Source organism: Nocardia sp. NPDC057227 (genome assembly GCF_042669725.1).
GTDB classification, from domain to species: domain Bacteria; phylum Actinomycetota; class Actinomycetes; order Mycobacteriales; family Mycobacteriaceae; genus Nocardia; species Nocardia asteroides_A.
The window spans coordinates 253,925-266,969 of the sequence record NZ_JBHUXA010000005.1 but is presented as its reverse complement, the minus strand read 5'-3'; the positions used below and the strand labels follow the sequence as shown (position 1 = coordinate 266,969).

13 protein-coding genes are annotated in these 13,045 nt (G+C 71.9%); 7 read left to right on the top strand and 6 right to left on the bottom strand.

Going from position 1 to position 13,045, the window contains the following annotated elements:
* The first annotated feature begins 244 nt into the window (after positions 1-244).
* Complete coding sequence (locus ACFUJ1_RS10815) at positions 245-904, top strand: GTP pyrophosphokinase family protein (RefSeq protein ID WP_378644662.1); 660 nt, start codon at positions 245-247, stop codon at positions 902-904.
* Between the two features lie 32 nt (positions 905-936).
* On the opposite strand, the gene ACFUJ1_RS10810 is transcribed toward ACFUJ1_RS10815, so the two are convergent.
* Positions 937-1,995 carry a threonine aldolase family protein gene (locus ACFUJ1_RS10810; protein ID WP_378644660.1) on the bottom strand — a complete coding sequence of 353 codons (1,059 nt, stop codon included), beginning with the start codon at positions 1,993-1,995 and terminating at the stop codon, positions 937-939.
* Positions 1,996-2,085: 90 nt separating this feature from the next.
* Between ACFUJ1_RS10810 and ACFUJ1_RS10805 the strand changes: the two genes are divergently transcribed.
* From ACFUJ1_RS10805 to ACFUJ1_RS10795, 3 genes are all read left to right on the top strand, one after another.
* On the top strand, positions 2,086-2,622 hold the full coding sequence (locus ACFUJ1_RS10805) for a hypothetical protein (protein ID WP_378644658.1): 537 nt from the start codon (positions 2,086-2,088) through the stop codon (positions 2,620-2,622).
* A gap of 92 nt (positions 2,623-2,714) precedes the next feature.
* Positions 2,715-3,113, top strand: a complete 399-nt coding sequence (locus ACFUJ1_RS10800) for a DUF3052 family protein (RefSeq protein WP_378644656.1) — start codon at positions 2,715-2,717, stop codon at positions 3,111-3,113.
* 98 nt (positions 3,114-3,211) lie between these two features.
* Entirely contained in the window at positions 3,212-4,525 is a 1,314-nt protein-coding gene (locus ACFUJ1_RS10795) for a lipase family protein (protein WP_378644654.1), read from the top strand.
* Positions 4,526-4,588: 63 nt separating this feature from the next.
* On the opposite strand, the gene ACFUJ1_RS10790 is transcribed toward ACFUJ1_RS10795, so the two are convergent.
* The 3 genes from ACFUJ1_RS10790 to ACFUJ1_RS10780 all read right to left on the bottom strand — a co-directional run bounded on the left by ACFUJ1_RS10790 (position 4,589) and on the right by ACFUJ1_RS10780 (position 7,708).
* Positions 4,589-5,164, bottom strand: coding sequence for a hypothetical protein (locus ACFUJ1_RS10790; RefSeq protein WP_378644652.1), 576 nt, complete (start codon positions 5,162-5,164; stop codon positions 4,589-4,591).
* 38 nt (positions 5,165-5,202) lie between these two features.
* Entirely contained in the window at positions 5,203-6,351 is a 1,149-nt protein-coding gene (locus ACFUJ1_RS10785) for an alkane 1-monooxygenase (protein WP_378644650.1), read from the bottom strand.
* 142 nt (positions 6,352-6,493) lie between these two features.
* Positions 6,494-7,708, bottom strand: a complete 1,215-nt coding sequence (locus tag ACFUJ1_RS10780) for a PucR family transcriptional regulator (protein WP_378644648.1) — start codon at positions 7,706-7,708, stop codon at positions 6,494-6,496.
* 448 nt (positions 7,709-8,156) lie between these two features.
* Between ACFUJ1_RS10780 and ACFUJ1_RS10775 the strand changes: the two genes are divergently transcribed.
* Positions 8,157-9,314: an esterase/lipase family protein gene (locus tag ACFUJ1_RS10775; RefSeq protein WP_378644646.1), complete on the top strand. Its 1,158-nt coding sequence runs from the start codon at positions 8,157-8,159 to the stop codon at positions 9,312-9,314.
* A gap of 57 nt (positions 9,315-9,371) precedes the next feature.
* On the opposite strand, the gene ACFUJ1_RS10770 is transcribed toward ACFUJ1_RS10775, so the two are convergent.
* Positions 9,372-10,196 (bottom strand): SigB/SigF/SigG family RNA polymerase sigma factor, encoded by an 825-nt coding sequence (locus ACFUJ1_RS10770; RefSeq protein ID WP_378644644.1) that lies wholly within the window; start codon positions 10,194-10,196, stop codon positions 9,372-9,374.
* 222 nt (positions 10,197-10,418) lie between these two features.
* Between ACFUJ1_RS10770 and ACFUJ1_RS10765 the strand changes: the two genes are divergently transcribed.
* Positions 10,419-11,936, top strand: coding sequence for an MDR family MFS transporter (locus ACFUJ1_RS10765; protein ID WP_378644642.1), 1,518 nt, complete (start codon positions 10,419-10,421; stop codon positions 11,934-11,936).
* A 117-nt stretch (positions 11,937-12,053) separates the two neighbouring features.
* Positions 12,054-12,590 (top strand): DUF5134 domain-containing protein, encoded by a 537-nt coding sequence (locus tag ACFUJ1_RS10760; RefSeq protein ID WP_378644640.1) that lies wholly within the window; start codon positions 12,054-12,056, stop codon positions 12,588-12,590.
* A gap of 1 nt (position 12,591) precedes the next feature.
* On the opposite strand, the gene ACFUJ1_RS10755 is transcribed toward ACFUJ1_RS10760, so the two are convergent.
* On the bottom strand, positions 12,592-12,921 hold the full coding sequence (locus ACFUJ1_RS10755) for a DUF732 domain-containing protein (protein WP_378644638.1): 330 nt from the start codon (positions 12,919-12,921) through the stop codon (positions 12,592-12,594).
* Between the last annotated feature and the right edge of the window lie 124 nt (positions 12,922-13,045).

Sequence of the window (13,045 nt, the reverse complement as noted above, 5' to 3'; positions counted from 1 at the left end):
TCGACCCCACGCTTCCCCCAGCCTGCTGGCACCGCCTACCCCGGGAAACCCCGGGCGTGAATCCGGTGACGTGGCCGCGAAAAGCGGGCTTCGTCACAATGGACCCGCCTACGGTAACAGCGGGTCCGGATGAGCGCACTGGTCGGTATTCCCGGGCTCGAGGATGCGCGCCGCCCGCTTCGCGGCCCCGCACCGCGCGTGCTGCCGGATAGCTGGTGTCCGCGCACTCCGTACCCTGGGAACGGTGGATTCGGAACTGGTCACGTTCATCGCCCGCGAGCGCAACGAGCTCGAGCGGTTCCTGCTCGAGCACCAGTTCGCCGTCGACGAGCTGCTGACCAAGGTGAACATCCTGCGTCGGGAGTTCATGCACCTGCGGCACTACAACCCGATCGAGCACGTCACCTCGCGGGTCAAGACGCCGGCGAGCATGCTGCAGAAGGCGCTGCGCAAAGGCGTGCCCGCCGACCTCGACAGCATCCGCGCGCAGCTCACCGACATCGCCGGCATCCGGATCACCTGCAGCTTCATCGCCGACACCTACCTGGTGCTGGAGACGCTCACCGCGCAGAGCGACGTCCGGGTGCTGGAGATCAAGGACTACATCGCCAGGCCCAAGCCGAACGGCTACAAGAGCCTGCACGCCATCGTGGAGATCCCGGTCTTCCTCTCCACCGGCCCCAAGCACATGAAGGTCGAGCTACAGATCCGCACCGTGGCGATGGACTTCTGGGCCACGCTCGAGCACAAGATCTTCTACAAGTACGACGGCGACGTCCCGCCGCGGATCATCGACGACCTGGCCGAGGCGGCGCAGGTGGCGGGCGAGCTGGACCGGCGGATGGAGGAGCTGCACGAGGAGGTGCACGGCGCCGACGACCCGGTCCAGGCCGCTGTGGAGTAACGGGGAGCCCGCACGCCCTGGCTCACCGTGCGCTACGCGCTCCGAGTCAGCGCGCGCACCGCGGCGAGCAGGTCGTCGATATCGGCGGGCCGGTGCGCGAACGAGGTGACCAGCCGGACCACCCCCGGCTCCCAGCGGTCGGCGTAGAAGGCATAGCCGCGCTCGCGCAGCCCGGCGGTGAGCGCCGCCGGGAAGTGGCAGAACAGGATGTTGGCGCCGAGCTCGCCAGCCACCCGAACGCCGGGCGCCACCGCGAGCCCGGCGCGCAGCCGCTCGGCCATGGCGTTGGCGTGCGCGGCGCTGCGCAGCCAGAGGTCGTCGGCGAGGTAGGCGCCGAGCTGCGCGGTCTGGAACCGCATCTTGGCGGTGAGCTGGCCGCCGCGCTTGTGCCGGAAGGCGAGTTCGGTGGCGAGCGCGGGGTCGAAGCAGACGATGGCGTCGGCGGTCATGGTGCCGTTCTTGGTGGCGCCGAAGGAGAGCACGTCGACACCGCTGCGCCAGCTCAGCTCGGCCGGGGTGGCGCCGAGCGCGGCGAGCGCGTTGGCGAAGCGCGCGCCGTCCATGTGCACGCGCAGCCCGGCCGCGCGCGCGATGCCGGTCAGGGTCCTGAGCTCGGCCGCGCTGTAGACGCTTCCGGTCTCGGTGGCCTGGGTGACGCTCAGCACCGAGGGCTGCACGCTGTGCACGTCGCCGCGCTTGCGGCCGGCCGCGGCGCGCAGCGCCTCCGGGTCGATCTTCGAATGCGCCCCGCCGACCGGGACGATCTTCGCGCCGTTCGTGAAGAACTCCGGCGCGCCCGCCTCGTCGTTGTCGATGTGCGCGTCCGGGTGCGCGAGCACGCTGCCCCACGGCGGGGTCAGCGCGGCCAGCGCGATGCCGTTCGCCGCCGAGCCGGAGCTGACCGGGAAGACCGCGACCGGCCGCTCGAACAGCTCGTCGAAGCGCCGGTACACCGCCTGCGAGAGCGGGTCGTTGCCGTACGGCGCGGCGGGCCCGGCCGCGGCGGCGGCCACCGCGGCGAGCACCTCCGGCGCCGCACCGGCGGCGTTGTCGCTGAGGTAGCCGCGCAGGAGCTGCTCGGAGCCGGTCATCGGAGCCTTTCGGGACGCTGTGCGGTTGCCGGTTTGATCCTCGCGCATCGGGACATCCGGCGCTCAGCCGAGGGAGCAGGAGCAGGTCGCATGGATTCGGAAGATCTCGACCTGCCGACGGGTGCGAACGCGCGGCTCGCCGCCCTGCTCACCCGGCGGGCCGGCGTCGCGGTCGAGGTCGACGCGGGCGAGCCGGACGGCGAGCGCACGGTGCGCTGGGTCGACGGCCCGACCGTCGCGCAGCTGACCGAGCTCGTCGCCGAGCTGCGCGAGGACGAGCTGCTGCGGCCCGGAACGCTGAGCTACGAACACCGCCCGAGCAGCCACGGCCGCGCGGTGACGGCGCTGCTCTGGCTGGACGAGGCGCCGGAGCGCTGCGGGCTGCACGAGGCGGTGGTCGCGGACCGCGCGGAGCGCGACATCGGCTGCCCCGAGCTCGCCGAACACCACTGGCAGCGCCGCGCAGGCGCGCTGCTCGGCCTCGGCTCCGGCGGACAGCGCTTCACCCTGACCGCGCTGCGACTGCTGCTCGAGGTCTCGCGGACGTACGGCTGGGACGCCGGGCTCACCTGGCTGGACACCAACGCGAGCGCGCCGCGCACCCGATTGCGGGTCGTGCGCAGATGACACGCCCGCCGACCGGCGGCTGCGGGCGAACGGACGGCTGCCCTGGTTGGGTGGCAGCCGACACTCGGCAGGGGATCGCGAGGGGGTTGAACATGCACGCCGCAGGTACCCGGGCGCGTCGGCTGGACCTGCGCGCGGATATGCCGGTCCGGGAGTACGGCGCCGCCGGAATCGTGGACGAGCAGCTCAGGGCGGAGCTCGCCGCCCAGCTCGGGGCCGGGCTCGCCGCCCCGGTGCCAGAGGCCGCGCTGGTCTGGCTGCGCGCGGAAGACGCGGAGCCGGTCGACCCGGCCGAGGTAGCCGCCGCATTGCCGCCGTACGCGCCGATCTGGGTGCTCACCCCGAAACCCGGCCACCCCGGCCACATTCCGGCGGCCGAGCTCGGCGAGATCGCCGACCGGGCCGCCGTTGTGACCACCGACCACACCGGGATCACCGGCGGCTGGACCGCGACCTGCGTGCGCCGCCGCCGCGCGGAGCCGGGATCTTGACGCACCGGGAGTGAGCGGCAACACTACTGACCAGTAATCGGACAGTCTCGTCCGGTTGGAGCGCCGCTCGGGCGCGCCTCGACGAAGAGGATGGCAACGTGGGAACTGGGCGGGTAACCCTCGCGGTGGCTGCGGCCGCCGCCGCCGTGACGATGCTGGCGGGCGGCACCGTGCCGCCGGTCGCGAACGCGGCGCCGGACAACAGCTTCTTCTTCTCCGGTGAGCAGGCGCCGCTCGGCTCGTACGCGCCGGGAACGGTGCTGGCCAGCCGGGTGCTGCCCTACCACCTGCTCGGCATCCCGACGCCGCTCACCGCGGTGCAGATCCGCTACCGCACCACCGACGCGCAGGGCAGGCCGAGCGCCAACGTCACCTCGGTGCTGCTGCCGCCCGGCGGCGTCGACCCGTCCCGGGTCGTCACGTACGGGTCGGCCTACGACTCGCTGAACCCGGAGCACAGCCCGTCCCGCTCGATCGCGGGCAACGTGAGTTTCGGCGGCGCCATCGCCGATTCCGAGGGCGCCGTCATGGGGCTCTTCCTCGCGCAGGGCTTCACCGTGATCGTCCCCGACACCGAGGGGCAGTCGGCGAACTTCGCCGCGGGGCCGGAGTACGGCATGAACACCCTCGACGCCATCCGCGCCGCCACGAACACCGCCGCCACCGGGCTGAACCCGGCGTCGCGGGTGGGGCTCTTCGGCTACTCCGGCGGTGCGATCGCCACCAACTGGGCGGCGGCGCTGGCGCCGGAGTACGCGCCGGAGGTGAACGCCAACCTGGTCGGCGTCGCCGAGGGCGGCGTGCTGGCGAACCCGGCGCGCAACCTGCGCTACATCGACGGCAGCCTCGGCTGGGCCGGGGTGGCGGCCATGGCGATCATCGGGATCGCCCGCTCCTACGACATCGACTTCACGCCGTACCTCAACGATTTCGGCGCGCGGATCGTCGCGCAGCTCTCCTCGGCGTCGATCGCCAATGTGCTGTTCCAGTACCCGGGGCTGACCTGGGCGCAGCTGACGAAGCCGGAATTCGCCAACCCGAACAGCGTGCCGCCCTTCGTGGAGACGGTCGCCAAGATCGACCTCGGCCTGGCGCCGACCCCGACCGTGCCGATGTTCATCGGCCAGGGCGCCAACGGCATCCTGGAGGGCACCGAGGGCACGAAGCCCGGCGTCGGCCCCGGCGACGGCGTGATGATCGCGGGCGATGTGCGGGCGCTGGCCAGGCAGTACTGCGACACCGGCAACGCCACCATCACCTACCACCAGTACGACGCGCTCAGCCACATCCCGGCGCTGACGGTCTGGTCGCTGGAGGCGACCACCTGGCTGCTCGATCGGTTCGCGGGCAAGCCCGCGCCGAACAACTGCGCCTCGATCGCCCCGGGGAACTCGCTCGCCCCCGAGCTCTGAGCGCTACCGGATGACGGCGCGGCCTCGGCGGCCGTTACCCGTCGGGCCGCCCCGAAAGCGTTGTCAGCAGGTGATCTTCGCGCGGGCGTACCCTGCGGCCTCCGGTGTGTCGCCGTGCCGGAGTTCGGCCTCCAGCTCGGCGCTCGGCCCCGCCGCCGCGAGCAGCACCACGATCGCCTCCCTGGCGGCGGCTCCTGGCTCGGGGAGCGCGCGCAGCTCACCGAGGTAGAACTGCGGATCGGTCAGCTGGATGGCGCGGCGGGCGCAGGCGTGCACCCGGCGGGGGAGTTCGGCGCGGATGAGCTCGAGATCGCTCTCCAGCGCATGGCCCGGCTGCTCCGGGTCCAACCGCAGCGACCAGGGCGGATGCGGGTCGGCGAGCCGGACGATCTCGACCGCGGCGCCCCGCCACGTGACGTAGTCGCGCCAGGCATCCGGCACGGCGCCCGCGTGCAGCCCGAACCGGACGACCTGCTGCCCGTTCGTCCAGGTCCGGGTCACCCGGGTGCGCTCGACCAGCGCCACCCCCGCCCGCTCCGCCCGCGCCCAGCTCGGCTCCGACCCCGCGAACCCGTACGGCTCCAGCAACTTCCCGGTTGTCCGCCACAGGCGGCGCAGCGCCGAATCGGGTTTGACCATCGGGGAAGGGTAGCGGGCGGGGGTGACACGGCCGCCGGTCAGCGGCCGGACGGTACCGCGGCCAGGTAGTGCTCCCGCTTGCCCGGCTGGATGTTGGCGCGCCCGGCATCGCCGCCGTAGTGCGCGAGCACCCGGTGGTCCATGCACCGGCGCCAGAGCGGGGGGAGCGCGGCGAGCACGATCATCCCCGCGTAGCCGACCGGGAGCTGCGGGGCGATCTCGGTGCTGCGCAGGGTCTGGTAGCGGCGGCCGGGGTTGGCGTGGTGGTCGCTGTGCCGCTGCAGGTGGAACAGGAAGATATTGGTGACCAGGTGGTCGCTGTTCCAGCTGTCGCGCGGGGAGCAGCGGGCCCAGCGGCCGTCCGGGCGGCGCTCGCGCAGCAGGCCGTAGTGCTCGACGTAGTTCACCGTCTCCAGCAGCCCGGCGCCGATCACCGCCTGCAGCAGCAACCACGGCGTGATCTCCCAGCCGAAGCCGGCGATCAGCCCGCCGAAGAGCACCAGCGTCATGGCCCAGGCCTGCAGGATGTGGTTGCGCGGGCTCCACCACCCGAAACCGGTGCGCGCCAGCCGCTCCCGCTCCAACCGAAGCGCCGAGCGGAACCCGCCCGCCACCGTACGCGGCAGGAAGGCGTACAGCGATTCGCCGAGCCTGGCGCTGGCCGGATCGTCCGGCGTGGCCACTCGCACGTGGTGCCCGCGGTTGTGCTCGACGAAGAAGTGCCCGTACCCGGACTGGGCGAGCGCGATCTTGGCCAGCCAGCGCTCCAGGTGCTCGGCCCGGTGCCCGAGCTCGTGCGCGGCGTTGATGCCGATCCCGGAGACCAGCCCCAGCGTGGTCGCCAGCCCGACCTTGTCCCAGATCCCCAGCTCCGCGCCACCCCACATGGCGCAGGCGAGCAGCAGCCCGATGAGCTGGACCGGCAGGAACAGGTAGGTGCACCAGCGGTAGTACCGGTCTTCGGAGAGCAGCTCGTAGTCCTCCTCGCGCGGATTCGAGCCGTCCGCGCCGATCAGCAGGTCGAGCAGCGGAATGGCGGCGAGCACGATCACCGGGCCGATCCACCAGAACACCGGCAGCCCGGTCCGGTACACCAGCTGCGAGGGAAGCAGCGCGGAGGCGGGGGCGATCAGTCCGAGCATCCACAGGTGCCGTTTCGGGTCGTAACCCCGTTCGCGCGCCCACATCGTCCGGTCACCTCCTGCCCGCGTCTGCCCAGTCCGAACGCCTCGCAAACCCGTTGTTCCCGGTACATCGCCCGAAGCGACAGCAATGTTTCGGCAACGACACGCCGACGGATCGGCCGCGGTGTACGCGGCGCGCCGAACCTCAGGAATCCGGGCGCGCGGTCGCGATCATCGCGGCGTGCAGGTACCACCAGTCCCTCGGCTCGGTGGTGTTCAGCCCGGTGAGCTCGCCGACCCGGCGCAGCCGGTAGTCGAGGGTGTTGGGGTGCACGTGCAGCCGCTGCGCCGCGAGCCGGCGGTGCCGGTTCGCCTCGATGTAGACGCGCAGGGTGTGCAGCAGCTCGGGGTGCTCGGCCAGCGGGGCGAGGTGGGTGCGCAGCAGGTCGCGCCCGATGCCTGGCCGGGTGAGCTGGTACTCCAGCGCGAGCTCGTCGAAGCGGTGCACGCCCGGTTCCAGCCCGAGCTGCTCGACGGTGTCCAGCAGCTCGTGCGCCTGCCTGGCGGCGGTGGCGACGGTCTCCGGCGTCGCGCTGAACACGGTGGCGGTCAGCGGAACCCGCGCGGCCGCGGCCAGCTCCCGCACCAGCCCGTCGATCTCGGCCTCGGAGCAGTGGTCCTCGGGCACGAGGATCGTCCCGCCGTCCACCGAGAGCAGCGAGAGCGCGTGCTCGCCGAACCGCCCGGCCAGCGCGGACTGCAGCCTGCGCAGTTTGCGCCTGGCCACGACGGCCCGGTCCAGCCCTGGCCGGTGCTCGTCCGGGTGCGCCGCGACGGCGAGCGCGAGCACGAAATACCCCGGAGCCAGCGGAATCCCGGATTCCCGCGCCATGGCCGAGCCCCCGTGCCCGCCGAGCAGCGCCGAGGTCAGCGTGTGCACGGCGGTCTGGTGCCCGTCGGCGGCCCCGCGCAGCTCCCGGATGTAGGTCTTGCTGACGGTGCAGCTGATCAGATCGAGCAACTCCACCACCGCCGTGATGCCGACGCTGATGTCGAACCCCGCCGCCGGGCCGGGGAAGAGCGCGTCCAGCCCCGCCCGGACGCCGCGGTGCACGCCGCGCAGCACGGTGTCGATGGGAACGCCGTCCCGGGCCCACTCGGCCGCGGCGGGCTCCAGCCGCTCGATCCGCCCCTCCGGCGCCCGCCCCTGCTCCAGCCGCTGCACGAGCCAGCCGAGGCAGGCGCGCACGACCGCGGTGAGGTCGGCGCCCGCCGGCGCGTTCGGCGCGCCCGCGCAGGCGATGCCGGAGCGCGCCAGCTGCGCGGTCAGGTCGCGCGATATTCGGTGGATCTCCTGTCGGGCCGGTGATATCGGGGAATTTCCGGGTCCGGATTCGGGCCGGACGGTGCTCTCGGCCATCACGGCTGACCTCCTCGCGTCGAAACCGCCGCGTCGCCGTTTCTCCTCGACGAATACGGCGTTATCGAACGGTAATAGGCGCTGTCGCTCGCTTTCCACTCCGTTCTCCTCCGCTCCGGCCGATGGCTGTGAGCTGGGTGAACACGGCGTCAGGCGGGAGGGGGCGAGAGGGTCGGCGCCGCATTCCGCCGAGAGTGCTCATTTTCCGGTGTCCGAAAAGTCCGCTCCCGGAGGGGATTCGGGGCAGCTGTGGCGGGCCACCGCGCTTTCCGAACGAACTTCGTGAGCATTCCAGTAACCGCCGCTGACCCGGGTATTCGGCTCCGTTTCCACCGTAGCGTCAGCCCGCAGTCGCGGTCGGCGACGTCATCCGGAGAACGATGCCGTTCTCGCAGAAAGGCTCGGAATGAATCATCGTAGGTGTGGTCGGGTAGTTGGCTCGGCGGTGATGATGGTGGTCTCGGTGCTCGCGGTCGGGTTCACCGGGGTGGCGCAGGCGCAGCCGGTGGCGTCGGCGGACGAGCAGGTGCTCGCCGATTACATCGCGGCGGGGCGCACGGGTGCACCGGTGGCGGATTCGGGGAGCGCGTCGGGGTCGGCGTGCGACTCGGGTAGCGGCGCGGGGTCGGGGAACGGCTCGGGTGACTGCTACGGCGGGTCCGGCTCGAGCTCCGGTTCCTCGGGCGGATACGCCAGTGACACGGTGGGTTTCGGTCCGGAGCAGTCGGCGTGGGTGGCGGCGTTCGCGTACGGGCTCGGCAACCCCGATGTGGCCCCGCCCGGGACGAACGACTGGAACTGCAAGCCGACGGCGGCGCACCCCAAGCCGGTGGTGCTGGTGCACGGGACGTGGATGAACGCCTACAACGGGTTCGCCTACATGTCGAAGCCGATCACCGACGCGGGGTTCTGCACCTTCACCTTCAACTACGGGCGGTCGAACCTGCTCGAGGGCGGCGGCCTCGGCGCGGTGCTCCCGGGTGTGATGGGCACCGGGTACATCCAGGATTCGGCCAAGCAGCTGGCGACGTTCGTGGATCGGGTGCTGGCCGCGACCGGATCGAACGAGGTCGACCTGGTCGCCCACTCCCAGGGCGGGTCGATGGCGAACTGGTACACCAAGTTCGACGGCGGCGCGGCGAAGGTCGACAAGCTGGTCACCTTCGGGGCGACCCACCACGGGACCAGCCTGATCGGAATCGGCGCGCTCGGGCGGGCGATCAACAACCTCGGGATCGACATCCTCGGCTTCATCGAGATCTTCGTCGGCCACGCCGGGATCCAGCAGACGATCGGCTCGGATTTCGTGAATACGTTGAACGCCAACGGTGACACTGTCGCCGGCGTGGACTACACGGTGGTCGGGACCCGCTACGACGAGATCACCAACCCGTACGACCTGACGTTCCTGAAGGCGGGCCCGGGTGCCTCCGTCCGCAACATCACGCTGCAGGACGGCTGCGAGCAGGACGTCTCCGATCACCTGACGGTGATGTACTCCCCGCGGGCCCTGTCGATCACGCTGAACGCGCTCGATCCGCAGGCACACCCGGACCTGGTGTGCACGTTCAACCCCTGGGTGATCGGCGGCGGCGGCAAACTCTGACCACCGGAAACGACGGGGAGCCCGGGGCTTTCGCCCCGGGCTCCCCGCTGTCGTTCGTCAGGCCACGGCGGGCTCGGACAGCGCCTGCTCGCGCAGCGTGGTCAGCACCCGGGTGAGAATCCGGGACACCTGCATCTGCGAGATGCCGAGCCGCTTGGCGATCTCCGACTGGGTGAGGTTGTCGCCGAAGCGCCACATCAGCACCTGCCGGTCGCGCTCGGGCAGCGCCGCGAGCAGCGGGCCGACGGTGATCGCGTCCTCCAGCAGGTTGTAGCCGGGGTCGGGGGCGGCGAAGGAGTCGAGCGCCGAGGTGGTGCCGGAGTCCTCGTCGCCACCGCGCGGCTGCTCGATGGGCTCGGCGGCGTAGCCGTTGCGGGCGATCAGCGCCTGGGTGACCTCGACCAGATCGACGTCGAGGTGCGCGGCGATCTCACGCGCGGTCGGCATCCGGTGCAGCTTGTGTGAGAGCACCTCGATCGCGGGGGCGAGCCGCTGCTGCAGCTCCTTGGTCGCGCGCGGCACCCGGACCGCCCAGGTGCGGTCGCGGAAGTGTCTGCGCACCTCACCCATGATGGTCGGCACCGCGAACCCGACGAACGAGGCGCCCACCGTGACGTCGAAGCGGTCGACGGCCTGGACCAGCCCGACCATGGCGACCTGCACCAGGTCGTCCGCGTTCTCCCCGCGGCCGGCGAACTTCATCGCGATGTGCTCGGCCAGCGGCAGCGCCGCGGTGATGATGTCCTCGCGCAGCCGGGCGCGGGCCGGATCGGCCTGGTCCAGCGTGGCGAGTTCGGTGAAACGGGGCTCGAGGTTCTCATAGCCGCCTTTGCTGGTACGGCGGGCGACATCGCGGTAGGCGGTCATCGTCGTCGAGTTCATCGGGTACCTCTTCCGGCCGAGCAGGGCGAACGCACGTCCTAGCTGGTACCCGGAGTAGTTGACCGCAAACACTTCCGGGAAATTTTTTCATCGCCGGTCCGGTCCGGCCGCAGAAGCCCCGCTGACCAGGCAAACGGCATTTCGGACACCGACCGGGCTGCGTACGCCGCCGGACGGACCGCCCGGCATACTCGGAACTCCCGAAGCCCGATTGGAGCAGGCATGGACACCGCCGCCGCCGCACCCCCCGACAAACTGGATCGCGGCGTGATCGTCACCGGCCTGGTGATCGTGGCCGGGATGATCATGGTGGTGCTCGACACCACGATCGTGAACGTGGCACTGGATTCGCTGAGCACCGAACTCGGCGCGCCACTCTCCACCACCCAGTGGGTGGTCACCGGCTACCTGCTCGCCGTCGCCCTGGTCATCCCGCTGACCGGCTGGGCCATGGACCGCTTCGGCCCCAAGCCGACCTGGCTCACCGCCGTGACGCTGTTCGTGCTCGGCTCCGCGCTCTGCGCGACCGCCTGGTCGGTCGAGAGCCTGGTCTTCTTCCGAATACTGCAGGGGCTCGGCGGCGGCATGCTGCTCCCCGCCGGGCAGGCCATCATCGCCAGGGCGGCCGGGCCGAACCGGCTCGGCCGGGCGATGAGCATCATCGGCGTCCCCATGCTGCTCGGCCCGGTGCTCGGCCCGGTGCTCGGCGGGCTGCTCGTGGAGTACGCGGGCTGGCACTGGATCTTCCTGGTGAACGTGCCGGTCGGCGCCGTCGCCATCGCGCTCGCGGTGTGGAAGCTGCCCGCGGGCGATGCGCTGCCCGATCCGGGCAAGCTGGATCTGCGCGGGCTGGTCCTGCTCTCCGGCAGCCTGGTCTGCCTGCTCTACGGCCTCTCCGAGGCGGCCTCGCACGGCGGGTTCGGCGAGTGGGGCGTGCTCGGCTGGCTGCTCGCCGGCGCCGCCGGCCTCGCCCTTTACACCTGGCACAGCCTGAACCGCGGCTCCGCCTCGATCATCGACGTCCGGCTGCTCGGCAACCGGCTCTTCGCCGGCGCGACCTTCGCGGTGTTCCTGGTGGCCATCGCGCTCTTCGGCGGCATGCTGCTGCTCCCGCTCTACTACCAGACCGTGCGCGGCCAGGGCGCGCTCGGCGCCGGGCTGCTGCTCGCCCCGCAGGGGCTGGGCGCGATCGTGGCCATGGTGGTCGGCGGCAGGCTGGTCGACCGGATCGGCGCGGGCTACGTGGTGCCGGTCGGCGTGCTGCTCGCCCTCATCGGCACCTTCCCGTTCACCCAGGTCGGCACCGACACCTCGTACGTCTGGCTGAGCGTCGCGCTGTTCGTGCGCGGCATGGGGCTCGGCTCGGTCATGATGCCGACCATGGCCGCCGCCTACTCCAGCCTCGACCGCGACATCGTCTCCAGGGCCGCGCCGACGCTGTCGGCCATCCAGCAGGTCGGCGCATCGCTCGGCAGCGCCCTGCTGGTGACCGCGCTGACCCAGCGCCTCACCGAGCAGCTCGACGCCAAGGGCATCAGCGCGGCGGGCGGCGGCGCCGACCAGATCAGCACGGTGCCGCCGGAGGCGCTGCCGATCGTCGGGCCGCTGCTGGCGAACGCCTTCGGCTTCGCCTTCTGGGTCGCCTTCGCGCTGACCGCGGTGATCATCGTGCCCGCCATGTTCCTGCCAAGGCACCGCACCGGGGTACCGAAGGAGACCGCGGTCGCGCCGGGTGTCTAGCGAAAGCTCAACGCTTTCCGATTGATTCGAATCGGTGCGCACCCCGTCCGCGCCCGGTTACCGTTGACGACGGCGCTATCGCCGCGGCCGCGGCGCTACCGGACGTGCGGGGGGCCGATGGGGGAACCGCAGCAGTGGATCGTGCCGGTGACGGCGGCCCTGGTCGCGGTCTCGGCGCTGGCCCTCGCCTGCCCGCACCCCTGCGCGGGCCGCGGTCGGGTCGCGCACGGGGTGCTCTGCCTGGCGATGGCGGCCATGCTGGTCCCCGCCTACGACCCGCTGGGGCCGCTGCCGTTCGCGCTGCTGCTCGGCGGGGTCGGGCTGTGGCTGGCCGACACCCCGGTTCCGCTCGCCCTCCGGCTGCCGGTGATCGCGGATGTGCTGGTCATGGCGGTGTTGCTGCTCGCCGTTCCCGGTGCGGACGGCGCGGTGGCCACGCCGGGCGCGGCGCACCGGCACGGCGGGGGAGCGGGGCCGGGCTGGCTCTCGCTCCCGGTCCTCGCGCTGGTCGCGTGGGGCTGGGTGCGGCTGCACGTGTGGCGGGCCGGGCGCGGGGTGCGCGAACCGGCCCGGTCGATCACCGGCACCGTCGCGCACCTCTCGATGACCGCCGCGATGCTGCTCATGGGGCTGAGCCACCTGCAGCACCGGTGATTCAGCCTGCGAAGTCCGGGCAGAGGTTCGTCGACGCGGCGCTGACGAAGAGCGTGCCCTGGCCGAAGTGGTAGGTCTGCTCGACCGCGGAGATCTCGTCCAGGATCGATCCGCCCGCCCGCAGGTGGCCGCAGGTCTGGTACCCCGCCACCACCATCTCGTCCGCCGACTTCCCCGGCAGCGTGGCGTTGTTGATGCCGATCTCCTCCAGGAACGCCACCTCGGCGCCCCCGGTGTCGGCCGCCGCGGTGGCGACGGTGCCGCCGAGCGCGGCGAAGGCGATGGCGGCGGCGACGGTGAGGGTGCGGAGGTGGGTGCGGGTGGTGCTCATGGTCTGGTCCTCGGTTCGGGTGGTTCCGGCGGTGTGCTGTCAATGATTCCGCCGCGCGGCCAGGTGGAGAACCCACCCAAGGGGTGGAACGGGCAACCCTCGGACGCCGGCCCTGCCCTCCTGT

What these genes read in the sequence shown, in the direction of transcription:
- ACFUJ1_RS10770 (WP_378644644.1), bottom strand. Translation starts at nt 10,196, where the DNA reads ATGAACTCGACGACGATGACCGCCTACCGCGATGTCGCCCGCCGTACC.
- ACFUJ1_RS10810 (WP_378644660.1), bottom strand. Translation starts at nt 1,995, where the DNA reads ATGACCGGCTCCGAGCAGCTCCTGCGCGGCTACCTCAGCGACAACGCC.
- ACFUJ1_RS10790 (WP_378644652.1), bottom strand. Translation starts at nt 5,164, where the DNA reads ATGGTCAAACCCGATTCGGCGCTGCGCCGCCTGTGGCGGACAACCGGG.
- ACFUJ1_RS10780 (WP_378644648.1), bottom strand. Translation starts at nt 7,708, where the DNA reads ATGGCCGAGAGCACCGTCCGGCCCGAATCCGGACCCGGAAATTCCCCG.
- ACFUJ1_RS10800 (WP_378644656.1), top strand. Translation starts at nt 2,715, where the DNA reads ATGCACGCCGCAGGTACCCGGGCGCGTCGGCTGGACCTGCGCGCGGAT.
- ACFUJ1_RS10785 (WP_378644650.1), bottom strand. Translation starts at nt 6,351, where the DNA reads ATGTGGGCGCGCGAACGGGGTTACGACCCGAAACGGCACCTGTGGATG.
- ACFUJ1_RS10765 (WP_378644642.1), top strand. Translation starts at nt 10,419, where the DNA reads ATGGACACCGCCGCCGCCGCACCCCCCGACAAACTGGATCGCGGCGTG.
- ACFUJ1_RS10805 (WP_378644658.1), top strand. Translation starts at nt 2,086, where the DNA reads ATGGATTCGGAAGATCTCGACCTGCCGACGGGTGCGAACGCGCGGCTC.
- ACFUJ1_RS10760 (WP_378644640.1), top strand. Translation starts at nt 12,054, where the DNA reads ATGGGGGAACCGCAGCAGTGGATCGTGCCGGTGACGGCGGCCCTGGTC.
- ACFUJ1_RS10755 (WP_378644638.1), bottom strand. Translation starts at nt 12,921, where the DNA reads ATGAGCACCACCCGCACCCACCTCCGCACCCTCACCGTCGCCGCCGCC.
- ACFUJ1_RS10775 (WP_378644646.1), top strand. Translation starts at nt 8,157, where the DNA reads ATGATGGTGGTCTCGGTGCTCGCGGTCGGGTTCACCGGGGTGGCGCAG.